The organism is Streptomyces sp. NPDC056361 (assembly GCF_042262805.1).
Lineage (GTDB): Bacteria > Actinomycetota > Actinomycetes > Streptomycetales > Streptomycetaceae > Streptomyces.
The window spans coordinates 23,645-46,641 of the sequence record NZ_JBHJQI010000063.1 but is presented as its reverse complement, the minus strand read 5'-3'; the positions used below and the strand labels follow the sequence as shown (position 1 = coordinate 46,641).

The window sequence follows — 22,997 nt, the reverse complement described above, 5'->3', positions numbered from 1 at the left end:
GTACGGACCTTGGGGTCCGTACCGGCCTCTCCTCCGTCGTGCGGGCCGCTCAGCCCTCGGCGGGGACGGGGGCGTGCAGCGGTGCCGGGCCCGGGTCCGGCTGGACCCGCGGCGCGGGGGCGGGATCGGCCGCGGCGAGCAGTGCCGGTTCCGGTTCGGGGGTGGTGCCGGGGACCGCCTCGACGACCGCGGCCGTGCGGCGCTCCGGGAGCAGGTCGAGGACCGCCTTGCGGTGCGCCTCACTGGTGGCGTCGTCGTACGGGTCGGGCGTCGCCGGCACCTGGAGGCGCAGGACCGGACCGGCGCCGAGGTGCGCGTAGCCCCGGCCGGGCGGGACCTCGGGCGTGGGCGTGGTGTGGGGCGCGGCGCCGAGGACCGCGGCGATCTGCTCCGGGGAGGCGGGGCCGAGGACGATCCGGGCCCTGGTGTGGGTCCGCACCGCCTCGCCCAGGGTCTCCGTGCAGTCGAACTGCTCGGCGACCACCACCGTGACCTGCGCCGCGCGCCCGTGCCGGAGCGGCACCTGGAGCAGCTCCTGCGGGTCGGGGCGGCCGTCGGCGGCGGCCAGGTGGCCGAGGACGCTCGGCCGGTCGAACAGGATCCACAGCGGTCGCCGGGTGTCCTCCGGCGCCGGGTGGCCCGCCTGCCGGGCCCGGTTGGCGGCGATCAGCCGCCGCTCGGTCTCGTGTGCCGCCCACTCCAGGCTGGCCAGGGAGCCGGCGAGGCCGCACTCGACGGCGAGGACCCCGTCGCGGCCGGTGAGGCAGGCGTACTCGCCGGTGCCGGCGCCCTCGATGATCAGCACGTCCCCGTGGGGGAGGGCCTGGAGCGCGATCGAGCGCAGCAGGGAGGTGGTGCCGCTGCCGGGCTGGCCCACCACGAGCAGGTGCGGCTCGGTGGAGCGGGGGCCGGTGCGCCAGACGACGGCGGGCGCGTCCTCCGTGCCGTCGGCGGCGACCACGGGCACGGTCCGCTGCACGGCGTCGGCGTCGGTGAAGCCGAGGACGGTCTCGCCGGGCACGGTGACGAACCGCTGGGCGGCGATGGTGGTCGGCAGGGCGGGCAGCACGCTCATGACGAGCAGGTTGCCCTCCTCGTCCCAGTCGAAGCGGTACTCGCGGCCGCGCCCCGACTTGGCGTGCAGCAGCTGCTCGATGCGGGCGCGTGCGGCGGGCTCGCCGTCGGTGAAGTACGGCGGGTAGGCGATCCGCAGCCGGCTGATCCGCCCGTCGTCGTCGAAGGCGTACTCCCCGAAGGCGCCGCTCCATTCGCCGCCGTGGGAGAAGAGCGGGGAGGGGTCGTCGGGGACGGAGAAGTACGGCACGAGGGCCTCGTACAGGCCCTTCAGCCGGGCGATCTCCGCGTCGTCGGGCCCGGTCTTGACGACCGGGCGTTCGCGCCCCTTCCACGCGGCCGCGCCCATGAGCGTCACGAGCGCGAGGAGCGGCCCGTACGGCATGAGGGCGACGACCAGGACGCAGGCCGCGACCAGGAGCAGCGTGGGACCACGCCGCTCCTTGGGGGTCGCGGCCCACTTGGCGCGCGCGGTCGCGGCCAGCTTCCGCAGACCACGGGAGACCGTGATCAGCGGATGGAGCACGTCGGTGGCGCTGTCGGCGGCCGTGCGCGCGATCTCTCGACTGCGAGCGATCTGTGCGCTGCCGCTGCTCAGAATGCGGGGGAGTGGTCGCCGGGCCACGAAGTGCTCCTGAAGTGGTGGAAGGGACGGAAGGGCGTCAGAACTTGATCCCGCCCAGGAGGCCGGCGAGGCTCTGCCCGCCCGCCGTGATGCTCGGTGCGATGGCGGTGCCCGCGAGGTAGAAGCCGAACAGCGCGCTGACGAGGGCGTGCGAGGCCTTCATCCCGTCCTTCTTGAAGAACAGGAAGCAGATGATGCCGAGCAGGACCACGCCTGAGATGGACAGGATCATTGGGTGTTCTCCTGGTTGAGGGGACAGTCACCATGAGTCCTTCCAAGTTCACAGCAAGTATCTATGTGACTAAAGGTGCATACGGGTGAAAAACTGTTGTTTTCACTTGACCGGCGGACGTCGCGAGCTTCCCCGGGTGGCGAAATGCCCGCGGTGCGTTAGAGCGCGTCCCGGCGATCCGGCCGGGGGCGGGCTGCGGTGATCTTTGCCGTGGACGGGCGCGGTCATGTCACCGAACGGGCAGTACCCTGTCGATTCACTCGTACGGCGGCGGTTGTCGTGCGCAGGTCGGAACAGTGGTCCACGCGGCCGCGTCAACACAGCAGGAGAGGCGGTCCCACCCGATGAGCGAGACTCCGGACCCCGAGGTCATCGAGCTGGCGTCCAAGGTCTTCGACCTCGCGCGCACGGGTGACGCCGCCGCTCTCGCCGCCTACGTGGACGCGGGCGTTCCGGCCAACCTCACCAACGACAAGGGCGACTCCCTCGTCATGCTCGCCGCCTACCACGGCCACGCCGCCGCGGTCTCCGCCCTCCTGGAGCGCGGCGCCGACGCCGACCGCGCCAACGACCGCGGCCAGACCCCGCTCGCCGGAGCCGTCTTCAAGGGCGAGGACGCGGTGATCCGAGCGCTCCTCGCCGGCGGGGCAAATCCGGAAGCCGGGACTCCGTCCGCCGTCGACACCGCCCGCATGTTCGGCAAGGCCGAACTCCTCGAGCTCTTCGGATCCCGGTGAACGGGTACTGAACCCCAGGTGAGAGCGGCATCGTAAATGTGGTCGCGGCGGCGAAATGGGTGGGTCATCATGACGTCGGGCCCGGCAAATCGGGCCACCGACGAGAGGCAGAGGAAGATGGTCACTGGCAAGCGCAGGACGACGGGCGGCCCGACATGTTGCCGCACGGCCTAGGCGTACAGAGATGTACCGCCTGACCCGGGTCATCCCGGTATCCCCCGGTCGTGTCGACAGCTTGATGTGAGGCGTCTTCCCATGTTCGATCCAGTCATAGCGCCGAGCGGCACCCTGCTCGGCCTGCTGCAGCGGGGCCGCGGCGACGGCACCCTGCACGCGCTCGCCGCGCCACGCGCCGAGGCCCTCGCGGCCCTCAACCACTGCGTTCTCGACGACCCCCGCCACGACTGGCAGGTCGAGAACCGCTCCCTGTACTACGCCCGCCTCTACCTGGACCTCCACGGAGGTCTCGACGAGATCCAGGCGCACCTCTTCGGCGCCGAGGACCACCTCGACACCGAGGAGTCCCGGACCGGGCTCGCGCTCGCCGTCCTCGGACACCTCGCCTCCTACGGACGCCAGGACGCCCTGCTCCTGCTCCGGCGCTACGCCGCGACCGGAACCAACTGGGCCTGGGCCCTGGACGAGCTGGCCCTGCGCGACGACGACACCGGACTCCGCGCGCTCGCCCTGCCCGTAATGGCCCGCTTCCCGGCCGGCCCGGAGGGCGACGCCGAACTGGCCGCCACCGTGCGCGACGCCTACGAGCCGCGCCCGTGGCGCCTGTGGGCCGAGGACCCGCGCGACGCCGTCGGCGCCCGCGTCAGGGCCGCCCGGGAACAGGGCTCCTTCGACCGCTGGCAGCGCCAGATGAGCCCGTCCGGACCCCGCCCCGGCTGGAGCGTCCGCGCCGTCCTCGACTGGGCACAGGAGGGATACGAGCGCGGTGCCGTCCTCGACGGCCCCGCCGCCCGCTGCCTCGCCGCCGTCGCCGGACCCGAGGACCGGCCGGAACTCCTCGCCGCCGCCCGCGACGGCGCCGTGGGAGCGAGGGGCGCCGCCCTGCACCACCTCGCCGCGTCACGGGACCCCGCCGTCCTCGACCTCGTCGAGGCCGCCGCCGACGGAGACTCCTCCGCCGTCGCCGAGGCCGCCGTCGCCGCCTACCGGCGCATGTGCGGAGAGGACGCCGTCGCCCGCGCCCGCGCGTGGGTCCGGCGCACCGACGCCCTCGGCGTCGCCGCCGCCGAGGTCCTCGCCTGCCGCGGCACCGCCCAGGACGCCACCCTCGTCCTCGGCGCGCTGCGCGGCACCGTACGCTCCGCGGGGCCCGACGCCCCCGAGCTCGCCGTCCTCGTCGACGGGGCCGGCCGCCTCGGGATCGCCTGCGCGGCCCCCGTGCTGCGCCACGTCTACCGCGAGACCGCCTCCTCCCAGCTGCGCGGCCGCACGGCCCGCGCCCTCGCCGCCACCGACCCCACCTTCGCGACCGGCTTCGCCGTCGAATGCCTCTGGGACTGCGAGGAGACCACCCGCGAGGTCGCGGCCCTGCACGCCGAGACCGGTGACGTCCGCGTCGCCGAGCGATTGCGCCGCCTCGCCGCGGACCCGGCCGAGGAGGCCGAGGTGCAGACCGCGGTGCGCAACCGGATAGGGCCCGACCTCCAGGTCTGACCCGGCCCGGTCAGCGACAGGTCCGACCCACCCCTCCCGGCCCGACCTGCGCGACCCCGACACCCGCCACCCGGCCCCGGGGCGGCGCGGCCCGCGGCGGAGAACCCGCCGCCCGAGGCCCCGCCCCGGGCGGCCGGCGGCCCCTTCCGGCCCCGGCGGGAAACGCTCACGGGACGTTCCCTCCCCGTCCAGATCGACGTCGGCGGGTACACGCCAAGTGCGACGACAACACCCGTATGCGTGTCGTCATCGTCACCGAATCCTTCCCTCCCGACGTCAACGGTGTGGCGCACTGCGCCCTGCAGACCGCGCGCCACCTCGCCCGGCGGGGCCACGCCCCGCTCGTCATCGCCCCCGCCGTCGCCGACCCGGCGGCGGACGCCGACGCACCCTGCGCCGTCGTCCGGGTGCCCTCCCTGCCCCTTCCCGGCTACCCCCAGGTGCGCGTCGCCCTGCCCAGCCGCCGGGTCGCGGCCGCCATCGCCGCGCACCGCGCCGACATCGTCCACCTCGCCGGACCCTTCGTCCTCGGGGCGCGCGGCATGACCGCCGCCGCCCGGCTCGGCATCCCCGCCGTCGCCGTCTACCAGACCGACCTCGCCGGCTACGCGCGCACGTACGTGGGGACGGGCGAGGCCACCGCCTGGCGGCGCCTCCGCGCCGTGCACGGCGCCGCCGACCGGACCCTCGCCCCGTCGTCCGCCGCCGCGCGCGACCTGGCGGACCACGGCGTCGGCCGCGTCCGACTCTGGGGACGGGGGGTCGACACCGACCGCTTCCGACCGGAACTCCGCGACGAGGCCCTGCGCCGCGAACTCGCCCCCGGCGGGGAACTCCTCGTCGGCTACGTGGGCCGCCTCGCCCCCGAGAAGCGGGTGGACCTGCTCGCCGGCGCCTGCGCGCTGCCCGGCGTACGGGTCGTGGTCGTCGGCGACGGCCCGAGCGGAACGGCCCTCCGCACCGCGCTGCCCGGCGCCCGGTTCCTGGGCCGCCGCACCGGCGACGACCTCGCCCGGATCTTCGCCTCGCTCGACGTGTTCGCCCACACCGGTCCCTACGAGACCTTCTGCCAGACCGTCCAGGAGGCCATGGCGAGCGGGGTCCCGGTGATCGCCCCCGCCGCCGGCGGGCCGCTGGACCTCGTCGACCACGGGCGGACCGGGCTCCTCGTACCGCCCCGAGACCCGGACGCGCTGCGGGACGCCGTCGCCTCCCTCGCCGCCGCACCGGAGAGACGCGCCGACTACGGCCGCAGCGGCCGGGCCGCCGTCGAGGGCCGCACCTGGGAAGCCCTCGGCGACGAGCTGATAGGGCACTACCGGGAGGTCCTGCGCGAGCGGACGGCGGTGGCGGCGTGAACGGACTCCGCACCGACGGCGGCGCACGTGCCGAGGGCTCGGGCGCCGCCGTCCGGGACACCGGCTCCGCACCGGGCGGCGGGCTCCGGATCGTGCGCCTCGCCAACTTCGTGACCCCCACGTCGGGCGGCCTGCGCACCGCCCTCGACCGACTCGGCCGCGGATACCTGGAGGCCGGACACGAACCGGTCCTCGTCGTCCCCGGCGACGCCGCGGGCGACCACCTCACCGAACAGGGCCGGGTCGTCACCCTGCCCGGGCCCGTCCTGCCCGGCACCGGCGGCTACCGGGTCCTCGCCGACCGGCGCCGGGTGCGCCGGCTCCTCGACGAACTCGCCCCCGACCGGATCGAGGTCTCGGACCGCACGACCCTCCGCTGGACGGGGGAGTGGGCGCGACGCGCCCGCGTACCGGCGGTCATGGTCTCCCACGAGACCGCGGACGGGGTCCTGCGCACCTGGGGCGTGCCGCCCGCCGTCGCGGCCCGCGCGGCGGACCGGCTCAACCGCCGCACGGCCTGGGCCTTCGCGCGGATCGTCTGCACGACGGAGTGGGCGGAGCGCGAGTTCGTACGGATCGGGGCCCGCAACGTCGTACGGGCCCCCCTCGGCGTGGACCTGCAGCGCTGCCGGCCCGGCCGCCGCAGCACCGCGCTGCGCGCCCGGTACGCGGACGGGCAGCGCGTGGTGCTCCTGCTGTGCTCGCGCCTCTCCGTCGAGAAGCGGCCCGGCACCGCCCTGGACGCCCTGGAGGCGCTTCGGGGCGCGGGCATCGCCGCGACGCTCGTGGTCGCCGGCGACGGGCCGCTGCGGGGCGTCCTGGAGCGACGGGCCCGCGAGCGGCGCCTCCCGGTGCGGTTCCTCGGGCACGTCGCCGACCGGGAGGCCCTGGCCGACCTCCAGGCGGCCGCCGACGTGTGCCTGGCGCCGGGGCCCGCGGAAACGTTCGGCCTCTCCGCCCTCGAAGCCCTCGCCTGCGGCACCCCCGTCGTCGCCAGCGCCTCCTCCGCGCTGCCCGAGGTCGTCGGCACCGCCGGCGCCTCCGCGGCCGACACCCCGGCCGCCTTCGCCACCGCCGTCCGGGGCGTCCTCGCCATCCCGGAGACCGACCGTCGGCGGGCCGCACGCGCGCGTGCGGAAGGCTTCTCCTGGGACCGTTCCGTCGCCGCCTTCCTCCAGGCCCACGACGCCCTACCCGCCCCCGGCCCCCGCCGCCCCGAGGAGCCCCGCCGATGACCGGGAGCACCCCGGGCCGCGGTCCGGGGGAGGGGCTCGTCGGGGGCGGGACGACAGCCGGGACAGTGGATCCCGAGCCGGGGCCTGGGGTCGGGCCTGGGCCTGGGCCTGGCTCCGCGTCGGGGCCGGGGCTTGCCGCTGGGCCCGGGGCCTGTTCGGGGCTCGCCTCTGTGCCCGGGGCCGGGTCGGCACTGGCCTCCGCGTCCGGGCCCGCGCTTGCCTCCGCGCAGGGGCCCGCGCTTGGCTCCGCCTCCGACCCCTCCTCCGGCCCCGCCTCCTCCTCCGGCCCCTCCGCCTCCGAGCCGGGCCCGGTCCCCGTCCCCCGGCAGCCCCCCGGCCCCCACGGGCCGCTCCGGTTCGCGGTCCTGGGCGACTCGCTCAGCGAGGGGATCGGCGACCGGGTGGACGGGGCGTGGCGGGGATGGGCGGCGCTGCTCGCCGAGGGGCTCGCGGTGGAGGGGCGGCGGACGGAGCTCCTGAACCTCGCCGCCGGAGGGGCCCTCAGCGCGGACGTCGAGGGCGACCAGGCCACCCGCGCCCTCGCCTTCCGGCCGCACCTCGCCTCCGTCGTGGTCGGCGTGAACGACACGCTGCGCCACACGTTCGACATCGGGCTCCTCGCCCGCCGCCTCGACCGGGTCTGCGCCGACCTCGACGCCGCCGGAGCCGTACTCCTTACCGCCTGCCTCCCCGACCCCGGACGGATGCTCGGCCTGCCGCCGCCCCTGGCACGGCCGCTGGCCCGCCGGCAGCGCTCCGTCAACGCCGTCGTCCACGCGCTCTCCGCCCGGTACGGAGCCGTCCACCTGCACCTCGCCGACCCGGTCTGGACCGACGACCGCAGCCTGTGGAGCGCCGACCGGCTGCACCCCGGTGAGCGGGGCCACCGTGCCGTCGCGGCGGAGTTCCACGGGCTCCTCGCCGACCGGGGGCTCGCGCACGGCGTGCCGCCCGCGCGGGAACCGGCCGAGCCGCCCCCGACCCGGGCCGAGACCCTGTGCTGGCTCGCCACTGCGGGCACCGGCTGGGTCCTGCGGCGCAGCCGCGACCTGCTGCCGCAGCTCGTCCTGCTCGCCGCCGCCGAACTGCGCCACTGGGCCGACGGCACCGGCGGCGCGCCCCTCGACGCGCGCGCGGAGGCCGACCTCGCCGCCGCCCTCGCGGCCACAATGGGGAGATGGACGGGCGCTGGGAGTTCTGGATCGACCGGGGCGGTACCTTCACCGACGTCGTCGGGCGGCGGCCCGACGGCCGGCTCGTCACCCGCAAGCTGCTCTCCCACGACCCCGCGCGGCGCCAGGACGCCGCCGTCGCGGGCATCCGCCTCCTGCTCGGCCTGGGACCCGACGAACCCGTGCCCGCCGACCGGGTCGCCGTCGTGAAGATGGGCACCACGGTCGCCACCAACGCCCTCCTGGAGCGGCGCGGCGAACCGACGGTCCTGCTCGTCACCGAGGGCTTCCGCGACGCCCTCCGCATCGCCTACCAGAACCGGCCCCGGCTCTTCGACCGCCGCATCGTGCTGCCCGAGCCGGTCCACGCGCGCGTGATCGAGGTCCCCGAGCGGATCGACGCCCACGGCGGGGTCGTCCGCGCCCTGGACGAGCCGGCCGTCGCCGAGGCCCTCGCCGCCGCCCACCGCGACGGCTTCCGCTCCGCCGCCGTGGTGCTCCTGCACGGCTACCGCCACCCCGAGCACGAGACCCGCGTCGCGGCGGCCGCCCGCGCCACCGGCTTCGCGCAGGTCAGCTGCTCGCACGAGGTCAGCCCGCTCATCAAGCTGATCCCGCGCGGGGACACCACCGTCGTCGACGCCTACCTCTCCCCGACCCTGCGCCGGTACGTCGACGAGGTGGCCCGCGAACTCGCCGGCATCCGCCTCATGTTCATGCAGTCCAACGGCGGTCTGCGCGAGGCGGCCCACTTCCGGGGCAAGGACGCCGTCCTGTCCGGTCCCGCCGGCGGCGTCGTCGGCATGGTCCGCACCTCGGCGGCGGCGGGACACGACCGGGTCATCGGCTTCGACATGGGCGGCACCTCCACCGACGTGTCGCACTACGCCGGGACCTTCGAGCGCGAACTCGGCACCCAGGTCGCCGGGGTGAGGATGCGCTCCCCGATGATGAGCATCCACACCGTCGCGGCGGGTGGCGGCTCCGTCCTGCACTACGACGGACGGCGCTTCCGGGTGGGCCCCGACTCGGCGGGCGCCGTCCCGGGCCCCGCCTGCTACCGCCGCGGCGGCCCGCTCACCGTCACCGACGCCAACGTCATGCTGGGCCGCGTCCAACCCGCCCACTTCCCCGCCGTGTTCGGCGACACCGGGGACCGCCCCCTGGACGCGGCGGTCGTGCGGCGGCGGTTCACGGACCTCGCCGCGGACATCGGCGACGGCCGCACCCCCGAGGAGGTCGCGGCCGGCTTCCTGGAGATCGCCGTCCTCAGCATGGCCAACGCGGTCAAGAAGATCTCCGTCCAGCGAGGCCACGACGTCACCCGGTACGCCCTCACCAGCTTCGGCGGCGCCGGCGGCCAGCACGCCTGCGCCGTCGCCGACGCCCTGGGCATCGACACCGTTCTCGTCCCGCCGCTCGCCGGAGTGCTCTCCGCGTACGGCATCGGTCTCGCCGACGCCACCGCGATGCGGGAGCGGTCCGTCGAGGCGGCGCTCGACGATCCCGGGACCCACGCGCGCGTGACGGCGCTCTGCGGCGAACTCGCCGACCGGACCCGGGAGGAGCTGCGTTCCGACGGACTGCCCGACGAGGCGATCAGCACCCGCGCGCGCGTCCTCCTGCGGTACGCGGGCACGGACGCGGCCCTCTCCGTGGACCTCGCCCCCGCCGAAGCGATGAAAACCGCGTTCACAGCGGTCCACCGGGCGCGGTACGCCTTCACCCTGGACCGGGAACTCGTCGTCGAGGCCGTCTCCGTGGAGGCCGTCGGCACCGCCGGTCCGCACGGCCCGGTGCTCGTCGACCCGACGGAACGCACCGGCCCGCCGGAGCCCGGCACCACCGTGCGGATGCACAGCGGAGGCACCGCCCACGACGCCCCGCTCCACCGGCGCGACGACCTGCGGCCGGGCGACGCGGTGGACGGCCCCGCGATGATCGCCGAGGCCGACGCCACGACCGTCGTCGACACCGGCTGGCGGGCCACCGCGACCGACGGGGGCCACCTCCTCCTGCACCGCGTCGCCGCCCGCCCCGCGCGCGTGGCCGCCGGCACGGACGTCGACCCCGTCCTCCTGGAGGTCTTCGACAACCTCTTCATGGCCATCGCCGAGCAGATGGGCGTCCGCCTGGAGAACACGGCCCAGTCGGTCAACATCAAGGAACGCCTCGACTTCTCCTGCGCCCTCTTCGACGCCGAGGGCAACCTCATCGCCAACGCGCCCCACATCCCCGTCCACCTCGGCTCGATGGGCGAGTCCATCAAGGAGGTCCTGCGGCGCCGCGGGGACGACCTGCGCCCCGGCGACGTGTACGCCGTCAACGATCCGTACCACGGCGGCACCCACCTGCCCGACGTCACCGTCGTCACCCCCGTCTTCGACGACACCGGCGACGAACTCCGGTTCGTGGTCGCCTCCCGGGGCCACCACGCAGAGATCGGCGGCATCACACCCGGCTCCATGCCCGCCTTCAGTCGGACCGTCGACGAGGAGGGCGTCCTCTTCGACAACTGGCTGCTCGTCCGGGACGGCCGGCTGCGCGAGGCCGAGACCCGGGCCCTGCTCACCGGCGCCCGCCACCCTTCCCGCGATCCCGACACCAACATCGCCGACCTCCGCGCCCAGATCGCCGCCAACGAGAAGGGCATCGAGGAACTGCGCCGAGCGGTGGACGAGTTCGGGCTCGACGTCGTCCGGGCCTACATGCGCCACGTCCGCGCCAACGCCGAGGAGTCCGTGCGCCGCATCGTCGCCCGCCTCCGCGACGGCGCGTACCGCTACGAGACCGACGGCGGTGCGGTCATCGCGGTCGCCGTCCGCGTCGACCGCGAACGGCGCTCCGCCGTCCTCGACTTCACCGGCACCTCGCCGCAGCTGCCCGGGAACGCCAACGCCCCCACCGCCGTCGTCATGGCCGCCGTCCTGTACGTCTTCCGCACCCTCGTCGACGAGGACATCCCGCTCAACAGCGGCTGCCTGGAGCCCCTGGAGATCCGCGTCCCGCCCGGCTCGATGCTCGCGCCCGTCCACCCGGCCGCCACCGTCGCCGGGAACGTCGAGACGTCCCAGGCCGTCACGGGCGCCCTGTACGCGGCCCTCGGCGTCCAGGCCGAGGGCTCCGGCACCATGAACAACGTCACCTTCGGCAACGCGCGCGTCCAGTACTACGAGACGGTCGCGAGCGGCTCCGGCGCCGGGGACGGTTTCGACGGCGCCGACGCCGTCCAGACCCACATGACCAACTCCCGGCTCACCGACCCCGAGGTCCTGGAGTGGCGCCACCCCGTCCGGGTCGACTCCTTCGCGGTACGGGAGGACAGCGGCGGGCGCGGCCGCTGGCACGGCGGCCACGGCGTGGAGCGGCGCCTCCGCTTCCTCGAACCGATGACGGTGGCCCTCCTCACCGGCCACCGCAGGGTCCCCCCGTACGGCATGGCCGGAGGGGAGCCGGGCGCCCTCGGCGAGAACCTCGTGGAGCGCGCCGACGGCACGGTCGAGCACCTCGGCGGGGCCGCCACCACCGAGGTGGGCACCGGCGACGTCCTGGTCCTGCGCACCCCGGGCGGCGGGGGCTACGGCCCGCCGGCGACGGACGGGTGAGGCCTCACGGCCGCACGCGCGACCGGAAGGCCCGTCACACCGCTCACCGCACCGGCACGAACCGCACGGCCGTCCCCGGCACCGCCTGCGCCGCCGCGTCCAGATCGGCCTCCCGGACCACCCCGACCACCGGGTAGCCGCCGGTGGTCGGATGATCCGCGAGGAAGACCACCGGGTGCCCGTCCGGCGGAACCTGGACCGCGCCGAGGACCATGCCCTCGCTCGCCAGCTCTCCCGGCACGGCCCGTTCCAGGGCCGCCCCTTCGAGCCGCAGTCCGATCCGGTTGCTCGCCGGGGACACCCGGTACGCGCGCGTGGCGAGGGCGCGGAGGGCGGCGGCCGTGAACCAGTCGTCGCGGGGCCCGAGCCGGACGCGCAGGACGAGCTCGTCCGGGGGGCCCGGCCAGGGCGGCGCGTCGACCCGCCCCCGTACGGCGGTCTCCGCGCCCAGCGGCAGGACCGTCCCCTCGGCCAGCGGCTCGGGGCCGAGCCCGGACAGGAGGTCGGTGGAGCGGCTGCCGAGGACCGGTTCGACGCCGATCCCGCCGCCGAACGCCACGTACGAGCGCAGTCCGCGTACGGCGGCGCCGATCTCCAGGACGGCACCGGCCGCCACCCGGACCCCGGTTCCCCAGGCCGCCGGGCGCCCGTCCACCCGCACCGGGCACGGCGCACCGCCGACCGCGACCGTCACGGCGCACCGGGGCCGCAGCGCGCAGCCGTCGACGGTGGTCTCCAGGACCGCCGCCGACTCCGCGTTGCCGACGAGCCGGTTGACGAGCCGTGCGGCCGCCGGGGCGAGCGCACCGGACCGCGGCACGCCGAGGTGCGCGTAGCCGGCGCGCCCCAGGTCCTGCACGGTGGTCAGGGCTCCGGCCCGGACCACGGCGACGGCACGGTCGCTCATCGAGCGCCCTCCGCCGCCACGCGCGCGGTGGCCCCGGCCGCGTCTCGGGCGGCCGGGGCGTCCACCGCCGTGAACCGGACCCGGGTGCCGGGCGCGAGGAGCGCGGCCGGCTCCCGGGAGGCGTCCCAGAGCACGGCGTCCGTGGTGCCGATCAACTGCCAGCCGCCGGGGGAGGAGCGCGGGTACACGCCGGTGTAGGGCCCGGCGAGGGCGACCGAGCCGGCCGGGACGGCCGTACGGGGAGTGGCCCGCCGCGGCACCTCGTACCGCTCGTCGAGCCCCGTCAGATAGCCGAAGCCCGGCGCGAACCCGCAGAAGGCGACCCGGAACTCGGCCGCCGTGTGGATCCGCACCGCCTCCTCGGCGGACACCCCCCACAGCGCGGCGACCTCCGCGAGGTCGGGCCCGTCGTAGCGGACCGGCAGCTCCACCGTCCGGCCCGCGCGCGCGTGGAGCGGCCCCACCTCCCAGCCGGGCAGCTCGGCGGCGAGCCGGTCGGGGTCCGCGACCCCGTCGAGCAGTACGGTCCGCGCGGCCGGCACGATCTCGCGTACGGCGGGCAGCGCACCGGCCGCCCGCCGACGCAGCAGCTCGGCGTGGAACGCTTCCGTCCGCTCGCCGCTGCCCAGCTCCACCAGGAGTGCCCGCTCGCCCACCCGCAGGACCCGGGGTGCCACGCCGGTCACGCGAAGGCCTCCACCCGTACGCCGGACCGCTCCAGGCGGTCCCGGACCCGCCGGGCGAGGCCGACCGCGCCGGGGGTGTCGCCGTGCAGGCACAGCGACCGGGCCCGGACGGCGACGGAGGCGCCGCAGTGCGCCGTCACGACCCCGAACCGGGCCATGGACACCGATCGCTCCACCACCTCGGCCGGGTCGGTGACGACGGCCCCGTCCTGCCCGCGCGGCAGCAGGGACCCGTCCGCCCGGTAGGCCCGGTCGCCGAACGCCTCGGGCACGACCGGCAGCCCGGCCGCCGTCGCGGCCTCGTGGAGCCGCGACCCCGGCAGGCCCAGGACGGGCAGCGTCCGGTCCGCGAGGAGCACGCCCTCGACGACCGCCGCCGCCTGCGGCTCGTCGTGGACCACCCGGTTGTACAGGGCGCCGTGCGGCTTCACGTACGCGACGCGCGACCCCGCGGCCCGCGCGAACACCTCCAGGGCGCCGATCTGGTACGCCACTTCGGCGGCCAGTTCCGCGGCCGGCACGTCCATCGACCGCCGCCCGAAGCCGGCCAGGTCCCGGTAGGACACCTGCGCCCCGATCCGCACCCCCCGCTCCGCCGCGAGCTCGCACACCCGCCGCATGGTGGCCGCGTCCCCGGCGTGGAAGCCGCAGGCCACGTTGGCGCTGGTGACGACGGACAGGAGCTGTTCGTCGTCGGTCAGCGTCCAGCGGCCGAAGCCCTCGCCGAGGTCGGCGTTGAGGTCGATCGAGGACGAGTCCATGTCCCGTGTCCTTTCCCGTGCCGGTGGAGGAGGTCCGGTGGCGGTCAAAATAAAGGATCGTTCAACAATCCAACAAGAGGCATGTTGTCGCCTCCCCGCATCTGGGGTTGACTCGGCCGCGGACGCGAGGAAGGGAAGGGACGCCGTGGACGCGAACGCGACCGTCGAGGCCGGGGGACTGGCGGACGACCGCGCGCTGCTCGGGCGCACGAGCACGGCGCAGCGGGTCGCGGACATCCTGCGGACACGGATCGCGGAGGGCTACTTCCCGCCCGGCACGCGACTCTCCGAGGACGGCATCGGCGGCGCCCTCGGTGTGTCCCGCAACACACTCCGCGAAGCCTTCCGGCTGCTCACCCACGAGCGCCTGCTCGTCCACGAACTCAACCGGGGCGTCTTCGTCCGGGTGCTCGCCGTCGGTGACGTGGACGACATCTACCGCACCCGCAGGCTCGTCGAGTGCGCCGTCGTACGGGGCCTCGGACACCCCCCGTACCCCCTCGACGGCCTCGTCGGCGCCGTCTCCGAGGGCGGGGCCGCGGCCCGCGCCGGCGACTGGAACGGCGTCTCCACGGCCAACATCCACTTCCACCGGGAGCTCGTCGCCCTCGCGGGCAGCGCCCGCACCGACGAGCTGATGCGGAGCGTCCTCGCCGAGCTCCGCCTCGCCTTCCACGTGGTCGACGACCCGCGCGCCCTCCACGAGCCCTACCTCGTACGCAACCGCGAGATCCTGGACGCCCTGCGGGCCGGCGAGCGGACCACCGCCGAACGGCTCCTCGCCCGCTACCTCGACGAATCCCGCACCCGCGTCACGGCCGCGTACGCCCGCGCCGTCGACGCCCCGACGGGCCCGGCCGACTGACCTCCGGGCACCCAGGGAGCCCGCGACGGGCGCTCAGGGAGTCCGCGACGGGGCCCGCGCCACCCCGCCCGCGGGCCTCCCGCGGCCCGCCCGTCCGCCCTCCCGGAGCCCGGTCGCATCTGCGCCGTTTCGACCGTTGTCAGTTCGAGGACCTAATCTGTCCACCGTGACTTCGCCTGCCTCGACGGACCTCGCTCCGCCCCAGCTCAGCGCGGGGCCGCGGCCCGCGCAGGGCCCGGCCGCCGACGAAGGGCTCGCGCGGCGCCTCCGCGCGCTCGCGTGCACCGCCCCGCTGCACGACCTCGACGCGCGCAAGGCCAACCTGGCCGGCGAGTACACGGTCTACGCGATGGCCGAGGTGGCCCTCGCCGCGATCGACCTCATCACGCTGAACATGGACTTCGACACCGGCGCCGACCACGAGCAGATCGTCGCCCGCCTGCTGCCCCGCGTCGCCGCCCAGGCCCCCGACCGCCCCGCCGCCGAACACGAGCGAGTGGCCCGCTGGGTCCTGGAGAACCTCATCAACGTCGGCAGCGTCGACCGCGGCTTCCGCGCGGTCTACGGCACCTTCGGGACCGACGGGGTCTACGTCCGCAGGGACTACGACTTCAAGCTCATCGAAGAGGTCCCCGGGTACGGCGGCGGCGTCTACCTCCGCACCACCGACGAAGCGGTCAACGTCCTCGTCGGCGCCCTCGACACCGACGTCACCAGCGCCCAGATCGCCGCCGAGGTGAAGCTGGAGGTCCTCATCAACCGGGGCCGCCTCGCCGACGCCCAGCTCGCCGCCGAGCAGGCGCGCTACCGGACCGTGCAGTACGCCGAGGTCCTCCGCAAGACCCTGGAGGCCACCCGGCGCAACGTCCGCGCCGTGGACTGGCTCAACACCGTCCCCGACATGATCGCCGAGGCGCTCGACCACGTGGCCGACCGCTACCGCCACGAGAACGCGATCCTCACCAACATCCGCCGGGCCCGCGACGAGGCCGAGGCCACCTCCGACGCCAAGACGGCCGAGCACAAGCGGCGCGCCGCCGAGCTCGTCGACATAGTGAAGGACTGCATCCGGCGCCACACCCAGCTCCAGTCGCGGCTCCTGGAGGCCGGCCCCCTCTTCCGGGCCGAGCAGGACCGGCAGGCCTTCGCCGCCCCGGCCATGTACACCGGACTCGACCTGTACGGGCAGCTCGTCGCCCCCGTACTGCCGCTCCCCGTCGAGCAGGCCACCCGGGTCACCGACGCCTTCTTCGCCCGCGGCACCGGACTGCGCACCCCCGCCTCCGTCCGCCTCGGCGATCTCGTCGACCTGCTGCTCACCCCGCCCGTGGAGCGCGAGCACCTCGGCGCGGAGATGCCCGAGCCCGACCTCATCGCCACCCCCGACGACTCCCGCTTCAGCGAGGAGCAGCTCGCGAGCGCCCAGCGCCTGCTCGACCTGGAGCACGACGCCCCGCGCCGCCTCTCCGGCCTGCTCGCCGACGCCCGCCGCCTCGACCCCGACCTGCCGTACCTCGTCGCCCTCCTCGCCGTCCACGCGGCGAGCCCCCCGGTCGGCACCGCCTACCGGCAGGGCGAGGAGCGCCTCCTCTTCGCCGTCGACGACGGCACCCCCCTCGACGACCCCGAGTTCGGCGGCGCCGACCTCATCGTCGGTACGGCCCTGCTCGACGCGGCGGGCATGGCCGCCGACCGCACGGAGGCCACGTGACCCTCGTCCCGCAGGCACCCGTGCCCGCCCCCGACACCACCCTCCCCGCCATACCCGCGCAGGCTTCCGCCGCGGAACCGGTACCCGCTGCGGAACCCGTACCCGCCGCGGAACCGGCACCCGCTGTCGCACCGGCCCCTGATCAGGAGCCGACCGCTGCCGTCGTACCGGAGCCGGCCGCCGACCCCGTACGGGAGCCGGCCGCCGACCCCGTACAAGAACCGGACCAGGACCCGGACTTGGACCCGGACTTGGACCCGGAACAGGAACCGGACCAGGAGGCCGACCGGACCGACGCGGCCGAGCCGTCCGCCGGTCCGCGCCTGCGTGCCGTGCTCGTGCACCCGCCGACCGGTGTGCGCGGCGACGGCGAGGCCGCGCCCCCGCAGGAGTCCGGCGCGGGGGACGAGCCCGCCACGGCCGGCGGCGCACGGCCGCGGTTCGGGACCGTGCCGATGCCGGCCCGCGCCGCGCAGGCGCGGCGCCGGGACCTGCCGTCCGTACGGGCCGTGCGGCTGACGGACGAGCCGCCCGCGCCCGTCGACCGCCCGGCCTCCACGGCCGCCGCCGTCACCCCCGTCCCGCTGCCACTGCCGCGACCCGGCACCGGCACCGGCACCGGAGCCGTACCGACCGAGAGCCGTACCGAGGAGCCCCAGCCGTGAGCGAAACCCACGTCGAGCACGCCGACGCGTGGAGCGAGCAGGAGCCCCCGCAGCCCGCGGCCCCCTCCACCGGCGGCGTCAGCGCGTCCGCCGTCACCCCCGCGGACGCCGCCGACGCGGCCCGGCTCGTCTCCTTCGGGCTCCAGCCGAAGCTGCTCCCGGCCCGTGACGCCGAATACACCGAGCTGCTCCGCCGCTACCGCGAGGACCCCGGCTTCGCGCGCCTCGCCGACGCCGTCGCCACCGGCCTCGGCCTCATCGTCCTCGAGGTCTCCCCGCGCGCGGGGATGGCCGTCACCGCCGGCGAGGACTCCGTCTTCGCCGTCCGCATGGGCGACTACGCCCGCCGCGCCTCCACGGACTCCGCCGACCGGTTCCTGCACGGCCTGGCCCACCTCGCCGTCGCCGCGATGGCGTTCCCCCGCCCGGAGGACCTCGCCGACGACGCGTACATCGGCCGCCTCACCGTCAACGGCGTCGACGCCTTCGTGCGCCAGGCCTGCCTGCGCCTGGAGCAGCGCGCCGAGGAGCAGGGCGAGAACACCGACCCGGCGTCCGACGCCCCCGGCCTGGAGGCGGCCTGGCGGATCTACGCCCGGCGCAGCGCCACCGGCGCCACCAAGGACGCCCGCAGACTCGCCGGATCCACCACCGGCATCGTCGGCAAGGCGGCCGCGTTCCTCACCGACTCCGGCTTCCTGCAGCGCACCGGCGACGAGGGCGGCGGCTCCTACCGCACCACGGCCCGCTACCAGCTCCAGGTCCGCGACATGGCCGGCTCGGCCGCCATGGCCGAGCTCCTGGAACTCGGCGTCGTCCCCGTCAGCGACGGATCCGCGACGCTCCTCCCGCCGCCCGAGGGCGACGACCTGGAACTCGCCGCCGACGCGGGCCTGCCGTTCCATGCGTGACCGCCCCGCGTGACCTCCCCGCGCAACCGACCTTCCTGAGCACGACGAGCACGAGAGTCCCTCGCCATGTACGAGCTGTCCCGGGTCCGCCTCTACTCCATCGGCCCCGCCGGTGCGCGCTACGCCGACACCGTCCTGGACCTGCGCGGGGTCGGCGCACCCGTACCCCACCCCGCCCCCACCCAGGCGGAGTTCTTCGAGGAGGAGCCGGTCGGCCCGCCGCGCCGCCCGGCCCCCGCGGGCGTGCTGTTCCTGGAGAACGGCGGCGGCAAGTCCGTCCTCCTCAAGCTGATCTTCTCGGTCATGCTCCCGGGCCACCGCAACACCCTGGGCGGCGCCAGCTCCGGCGTGCTGCGCAAGTTCCTCCTCGCCGACGACTGCGGACACGTCGCCCTGGAGTGGCAGCACACCCTCACGGGCGAACTCGTCGTCGTCGGCAAGGCCAGCGAGTGGCGCGGACGCCAGGTCTCCAACGACCCGCGGAAGTTCGCCGAGGCCTGGTACTCGTTCCGGCCCGGCCCCGGACTCAGCCTGGACAACCTCCCGGTCGCCGAGGCGACCTCGGTCCGGCCGCCCGTCGAGGGCGCCTCCGGCGCGACCGGCCGCCGCCGCACCATGAAGGGCTTCCGCGACGCCCTCACCGAGGCCGGCAAGGCGTACCCGCACCTGGAGGTGGTCTGGGAGGAGATCCACGACCGCTGGAACGAGCACCTCGGCGACCTCGGACTCGACCCCGAGCTCTTCCGCTACCAGCGCGAGATGAACGCCGACGAGGGCGAGGCCGCCGGCCTCTTCGCGGTCAAGAAGGACTCCGACTTCACCGACCTGCTGCTGCGCGCCGTCACCGACACCCGCGACACCGACGGTCTCGCCGACCTCGTCGGCGGCTTCGGCAACAAGCTGGGCCGACGCGCCGAACTGACCGCCGAGCGCGACTTCACGGCCGGCTCCGTGGACCTCCTCGGCCGGATCGTCGACGCCGCCGGAACCCGGTCCCACGCGCGCGACGTCCACGCGGGCGCCGAGCGGCGCACCCGCACCCTCGCCCGCAGGCTCTCCGCCCGCGCCGCCGAGGAACGCGGCCGCGGGGCCGAGCTGGCCCAGCAGGTCACCTCCGCCGCGCACGCCGTCGACGACGCCGAGACCGCCCGCGGCCGCAGCGCCCTCATCGCCGCCGAACTCGCCTACCGGCACGCCTCCCTGGCCCTGACCGCCGGCGAGAAGGGCGCGGCCTCCCAGCGCCGCGAACTCACCGACGCCCGCACCCTGCACTCCGCCTGGCAGGCCGCCGAGGCGGTCCTCCGCCACCGTGCCGCCGGCGACCGCTCCGCGCGCGTGGCCGCCGCCATCCGCGAGGCCGAGCGGGACGCCGCCCCCGCCCTCGCGGCCCGGGCCGAGGCCGCCGCCGATCTCGTACGGGCCCTGGCCACCGCCGCCGAGGAGGGCGAGCGTCGCGCGGCCGAGGAGGAGGAGCGCTCCACCGCCCTCCAGGAGGTCGGCGAGACCGCCCACCGCGACGCCACCGCCGCCGCCACCGAGGCCCAGCGGGCCCGCAGCGAGGCCGGCCACCTCCGCCAGCGGCTCGCCGAGGTCGAGCAGGAGACCGCCGAGGCCGTACGGGCCGGCTGGCTCGACGACTCCGCGCCCGACGCCGACCCGGCCCGCGCCGCGCTCGCCGCGAGCGACGCGGAGAAGACCACGGTCGCCGCCTGGGACACGGCCCGCGAGGCCGCCCGCACGGCGGCCGACCGGGCCCGCGAGGCCGCCGGCGCCGAATCCCGCGCCGAACTCGCCGCCGCCCGCGCCGCCGACGCGGCCGAGGCCGCCGGGAACGCCTACGACGCCGAGCGTCGCGCCGCCGAGTCCCTCGCCGCGGAGGAGCGCTTCGCCGACCTCCTGAGCCTCCCGGCCGGCGACCTCCCTGCCCGCCCGGCCGCGGGTTCGCCGCTCCCGGGCCAGCGCGCGACCGGACCCGCCGGCCCGGCCGGCCCGGCCGAGGGATCCGCGCCGGACGACGGAACCCCCCAGGGACCGCTCACCGTCACCGAGTTCGACCGGTACGCCGACGAACTCCGCACCATGCTCGACCAGGCCGTCGCCTCCGCCGAGCGCCAGCTCTTCGACCTGCGCACCGCCGCGGCCGACGACTCCCGCATCCTCGGCGCCCTCGGCGACGGCGGCCTGCTGCCGCCCGGGCCCGACGTCCTCGCCACCGTCGAGTTCCTCGGCGAGCACGGCATCCCCGCCCTCCCCGGCTGGCGCTACCTCGCCCAGGCCGTGGACCCCGCCGACCACGCCCGCGTCCTCGCCGCCCGCCCCGAACTCGTCGACGGCGTCGTGATCACCGACCCCGTCTCGTACGGGCGCGCCCGCGAGGTCCTCGGCACCGCCGCCCTGCTGCCCCGCTCCGCCGTGGCCGTCGGCACCGCCGCCGCCCTGCTCGCCCCCGTGCCCGCGCGGGAGTCGGCCGAGGACACCGGCGTCTTCCTCGTCCCGCCGAACCCGGCCATGCACGACGAGCACGCGGCCGACGAGGAGCGCCACGCCCTGCGCGCCCGCGCCGCCGCCCGCGACGAGGAGATCCGCTCCCTCGCCGCCCGCCTCGCCGGCGACCGCTCCCTGGCCGCCCGCATCGGAGCCTGGCGCGCCGACTGCCCGCCGGGCATGCTCGCCGAACTCGCGGCCGTCGCCGCGACCGCGCGCGAGACCGCCGAGGCCGCCGCCGCCACCCTCGACGAGGCCCGTACGGCACGGGCGGAGGCCGATGAGGCCGCCACCGACGCGGCCCAGGTCAGGGACGAGCGCCAGGAGGCCGCCCAGCGCGCCCGCCGGGTCGCCGACGCCCTCGCGGGCCTGGCGTTCCGCCTGCGGGAGCGCTCCGCCTGGCAGGCCAAGCTCCGTGAACTCGCCGACGACGCGACCGAGTCCGAGGCCCGGGCCCAGACCTGCCTGGAGCGCGCCAGGGCCGCCGACGAGGACCGTCGCGCCACCCAGCGCGCCGCCGACGACGCCCACCGCACCGCCCGCGCCCTGCGTGCCGAGCGCGCCGAGATCGCCGGCGCCCCCGACACCCTCCCCGAGGAGGACCCGGCCGCGCCCCGTACCGCGCTCCCCACCCTCCGCGAGGCGTACCGGGCCGCGTCCCAGCTGTACGAGAAGGTCGGCGTCGGCGCCGACCTGCGCGCCGAGCAGGCCCGCGCCGAGAGCGACGAGTCCGCCGCCCTCGCCGAGCTCGACCGCCTCACCAACAAGGTCCGCACCCGCGCCGAGCAGCTCCTGGAGTCCACCGACGGCGCCGACGGCCCGTCCCGCCAGGCCGCGGCCGCGCGCGCCGAGGCCCTGGTCCAGATGCTGGAGACCCGCGCCTCGGAGGCGAGCGAGAAGCTCGGCCGGCTGCGCGGCGAGGCCGAGCGCCTGGCCCCCGAGGACGGCGAGGCGCACACCGAGCTGCCCGAGGAGCTGGTCCCCGCCGACGCCGAGCGGGCGCAGGCCCTGCTCCGTACCGCGACCGCCGAACTGGCCTCCCGCACCATCGCCCTGGAGTCGGCCCGCGCCGCCCACTCCGGCCTGCTCCGGGACCACCGGACCGCCGAGGACGCGGCGGGCGGCTTCGACGAGACCGCCGCTCTCCTGCGGGACCTGCTCCGCGACCACGCGGACGAGGAGCGGGAGGAGCCCGAGCCGTTCCGCGGCACCCTGGAGGAGGCCCGTACGGTGGCGGCCGAGGCGCGCCGCTCGCTGCGCGGCCTCACCACCGAGCTGTCCGCCGCCGACGCGGCCGTCCGCGAGGCGAGCGACATCCTGGTCCGGCACGCCAACTCCACCCGCTTCGAGCAGGTCCGCACCCCGGCACGCCAGCAGATCCGCGAACTGCCCGCGTCCGCGCTGCCCGAGCACGCCGCCAAGTGGGCCGAGGCGTTCGCCCCGCGGCTGCGGGTCCTCACCGACGAGCTGGAGCAGCTGGAGCGCAACCGCGACTCGATCGTGGACCGGCTCCGCGGCCTCGTGGAGTCCTCCCTCGCGACCCTCCGCTCCGCCCAGCGGCTCTCCCGGCTCCCCGAGGGCCTCGGCGAGTGGTCCGGCCAGGAGTTCCTGAGGATCCGCTTCGAGGAGCCCGACCAGGCCACCCTCGCGGAGCGGCTCGGCGAGGTCGTCGACGAGGCCACCCGCGCCGCCGTCAAGAAGAACTCCGACCTGCGCCGCGACGGCATGTCCCTGCTGCTCAGGGGCGTCCAGGCGGCCCTCGAACCCAAGGGCGTCTCCGTCGAGATCCTCAAGCCGGACGCGGTGCTCCGCGCCGAGCGGGTGCCCGTCGGGCAGATGGGCGACGTCTTCTCCGGCGGTCAGCTGCTCACCGCGGCCATCGCCCTGTACTGCACGATGGCGGCGCTCCGCTCCAACGACCGGGGCCGCGACAAGCACCGGCACGCGGGCACGCTCTTCCTCGACAACCCGATCGGCCGTGCCAACGCCACGTACCTGCTGGAACTCCAGCGGGCCGTGTCGGACGCGCTCGGCGTCCAGCTCCTGTACACGACCGGCCTGTTCGACACGACCGCGCTGGCCGAGTTCCCGCTGGTCATCCGGCTCCGCAACGATGCCGACCTCCGGGCGGGACTGAAGTACATCAGCGTGGAGGAGCACCTGCGCCCCGGCCTGCCGCAGCCCCGCACGGAGGGGGAGGCCATCCACGGCGAGATCACCGCGACCCGGATGTTCCGCCGCCACCAGTCCGACGACCCCGCCCCGGTCGCCGCGTCCTGACGGGAAGCGGACGGGCCG

The 22,997-nt window shown here is 76.2% G+C and carries 15 protein-coding genes and 1 pseudogene; 11 read left to right on the top strand and 5 right to left on the bottom strand.

The window, feature by feature from the left end; all coding sequences use genetic code 11:
• Positions 1 to 49 precede the first annotated feature (49 nt).
• Positions 50 to 1,699 (bottom strand): hypothetical protein, encoded by a 1,650-nt coding sequence (locus tag ACFCY7_RS21370; RefSeq protein WP_376487379.1) that lies wholly within the window; start codon positions 1,697 to 1,699, stop codon positions 50 to 52.
• 37 nt (positions 1,700 to 1,736) lie between these two features.
• Positions 1,737 to 1,931: a hypothetical protein gene (locus ACFCY7_RS21365; RefSeq protein WP_015032212.1), complete on the bottom strand. Its 195-nt coding sequence runs from the start codon at positions 1,929 to 1,931 to the stop codon at positions 1,737 to 1,739.
• Positions 1,932 to 2,275: 344 nt separating this feature from the next.
• Here ACFCY7_RS21365 and ACFCY7_RS21360 point away from each other — a divergent pair, with 344 nt between their 5' ends.
• From ACFCY7_RS21360 to ACFCY7_RS21335, 6 genes and pseudogenes are all read left to right on the top strand, one after another.
• A complete protein-coding gene (locus ACFCY7_RS21360) occupies positions 2,276 to 2,668 on the top strand; it encodes an ankyrin repeat domain-containing protein (RefSeq protein ID WP_376487377.1) in 393 nt (130 codons plus the stop codon).
• A 255-nt stretch (positions 2,669 to 2,923) separates the two neighbouring features.
• Entirely contained in the window at positions 2,924 to 4,339 is a 1,416-nt protein-coding gene (locus ACFCY7_RS21355) for a HEAT repeat domain-containing protein (RefSeq protein ID WP_376487375.1), read from the top strand.
• Positions 4,340 to 4,575: 236 nt separating this feature from the next.
• Positions 4,576 to 5,697 carry a glycosyltransferase family 4 protein gene (locus tag ACFCY7_RS21350; protein WP_376487374.1) on the top strand — a complete coding sequence of 374 codons (1,122 nt, stop codon included), beginning with the start codon at positions 4,576 to 4,578 and terminating at the stop codon, positions 5,695 to 5,697.
• Positions 5,694 to 6,932, top strand: a complete 1,239-nt coding sequence (locus tag ACFCY7_RS21345; protein ID WP_376487373.1) for a glycosyltransferase — start codon at positions 5,694 to 5,696, stop codon at positions 6,930 to 6,932. Before ACFCY7_RS21350 ends, ACFCY7_RS21345 begins: the two co-directional genes overlap by 4 nt.
• A gap of 389 nt (positions 6,933 to 7,321) precedes the next feature.
• Positions 7,322 to 8,098 (top strand): annotated as a pseudogene (locus ACFCY7_RS21340) (SGNH/GDSL hydrolase family protein); the annotation flags it as partial.
• An 11-nt stretch (positions 8,099 to 8,109) separates the two neighbouring features.
• A complete protein-coding gene (locus ACFCY7_RS21335; protein ID WP_376487371.1) occupies positions 8,110 to 11,709 on the top strand; it encodes a hydantoinase B/oxoprolinase family protein in 3,600 nt (1,199 codons plus the stop codon).
• 43 nt (positions 11,710 to 11,752) lie between these two features.
• On the opposite strand, the gene ACFCY7_RS21330 is transcribed toward ACFCY7_RS21335, so the two are convergent.
• Genes ACFCY7_RS21330 through ACFCY7_RS21320 form a run of 3 tightly spaced genes read right to left on the bottom strand, consistent with a single transcriptional unit; the run spans position 11,753 to position 14,063 of the window.
• A complete protein-coding gene (locus tag ACFCY7_RS21330; protein WP_376487370.1) occupies positions 11,753 to 12,616 on the bottom strand; it encodes a biotin-dependent carboxyltransferase family protein in 864 nt (287 codons plus the stop codon).
• Complete coding sequence (pxpB, locus tag ACFCY7_RS21325) at positions 12,613 to 13,302, bottom strand: 5-oxoprolinase subunit PxpB (protein ID WP_376487368.1); 690 nt, start codon at positions 13,300 to 13,302, stop codon at positions 12,613 to 12,615. Before pxpB ends, ACFCY7_RS21330 begins: the two co-directional genes overlap by 4 nt.
• On the bottom strand, positions 13,299 to 14,063 hold the full coding sequence (locus tag ACFCY7_RS21320) for a LamB/YcsF family protein (protein WP_376487366.1): 765 nt from the start codon (positions 14,061 to 14,063) through the stop codon (positions 13,299 to 13,301). Before ACFCY7_RS21320 ends, pxpB begins: the two co-directional genes overlap by 4 nt.
• 145 nt (positions 14,064 to 14,208) lie before the next feature.
• Here ACFCY7_RS21320 and ACFCY7_RS21315 point away from each other — a divergent pair, with 145 nt between their 5' ends.
• From ACFCY7_RS21315 to ACFCY7_RS21295, 5 genes are all read left to right on the top strand, one after another.
• Positions 14,209 to 14,928, top strand: a complete 720-nt coding sequence (locus tag ACFCY7_RS21315; protein WP_376487364.1) for a GntR family transcriptional regulator — start codon at positions 14,209 to 14,211, stop codon at positions 14,926 to 14,928.
• 166 nt (positions 14,929 to 15,094) lie between these two features.
• The gene (locus ACFCY7_RS21310) at positions 15,095 to 16,639 is read left to right on the top strand and encodes a hypothetical protein (RefSeq protein WP_376487362.1); all 1,545 of its coding nucleotides are present in this window, start codon (positions 15,095 to 15,097) and stop codon (positions 16,637 to 16,639) included.
• Positions 16,636 to 17,304 carry a hypothetical protein gene (locus ACFCY7_RS21305; protein ID WP_376487361.1) on the top strand — a complete coding sequence of 223 codons (669 nt, stop codon included), beginning with the start codon at positions 16,636 to 16,638 and terminating at the stop codon, positions 17,302 to 17,304. Before ACFCY7_RS21310 ends, ACFCY7_RS21305 begins: the two co-directional genes overlap by 4 nt.
• Positions 17,301 to 18,215 (top strand): hypothetical protein, encoded by a 915-nt coding sequence (locus ACFCY7_RS21300; protein WP_376487360.1) that lies wholly within the window; start codon positions 17,301 to 17,303, stop codon positions 18,213 to 18,215. The genes ACFCY7_RS21305 and ACFCY7_RS21300 overlap by 4 nt, the downstream gene beginning before the upstream one ends.
• Positions 18,216 to 18,281: 66 nt before the next feature.
• Complete coding sequence (locus tag ACFCY7_RS21295) at positions 18,282 to 22,979, top strand: hypothetical protein (RefSeq protein WP_376487358.1); 4,698 nt, start codon at positions 18,282 to 18,284, stop codon at positions 22,977 to 22,979.
• Positions 22,980 to 22,997 lie beyond the last annotated feature (18 nt).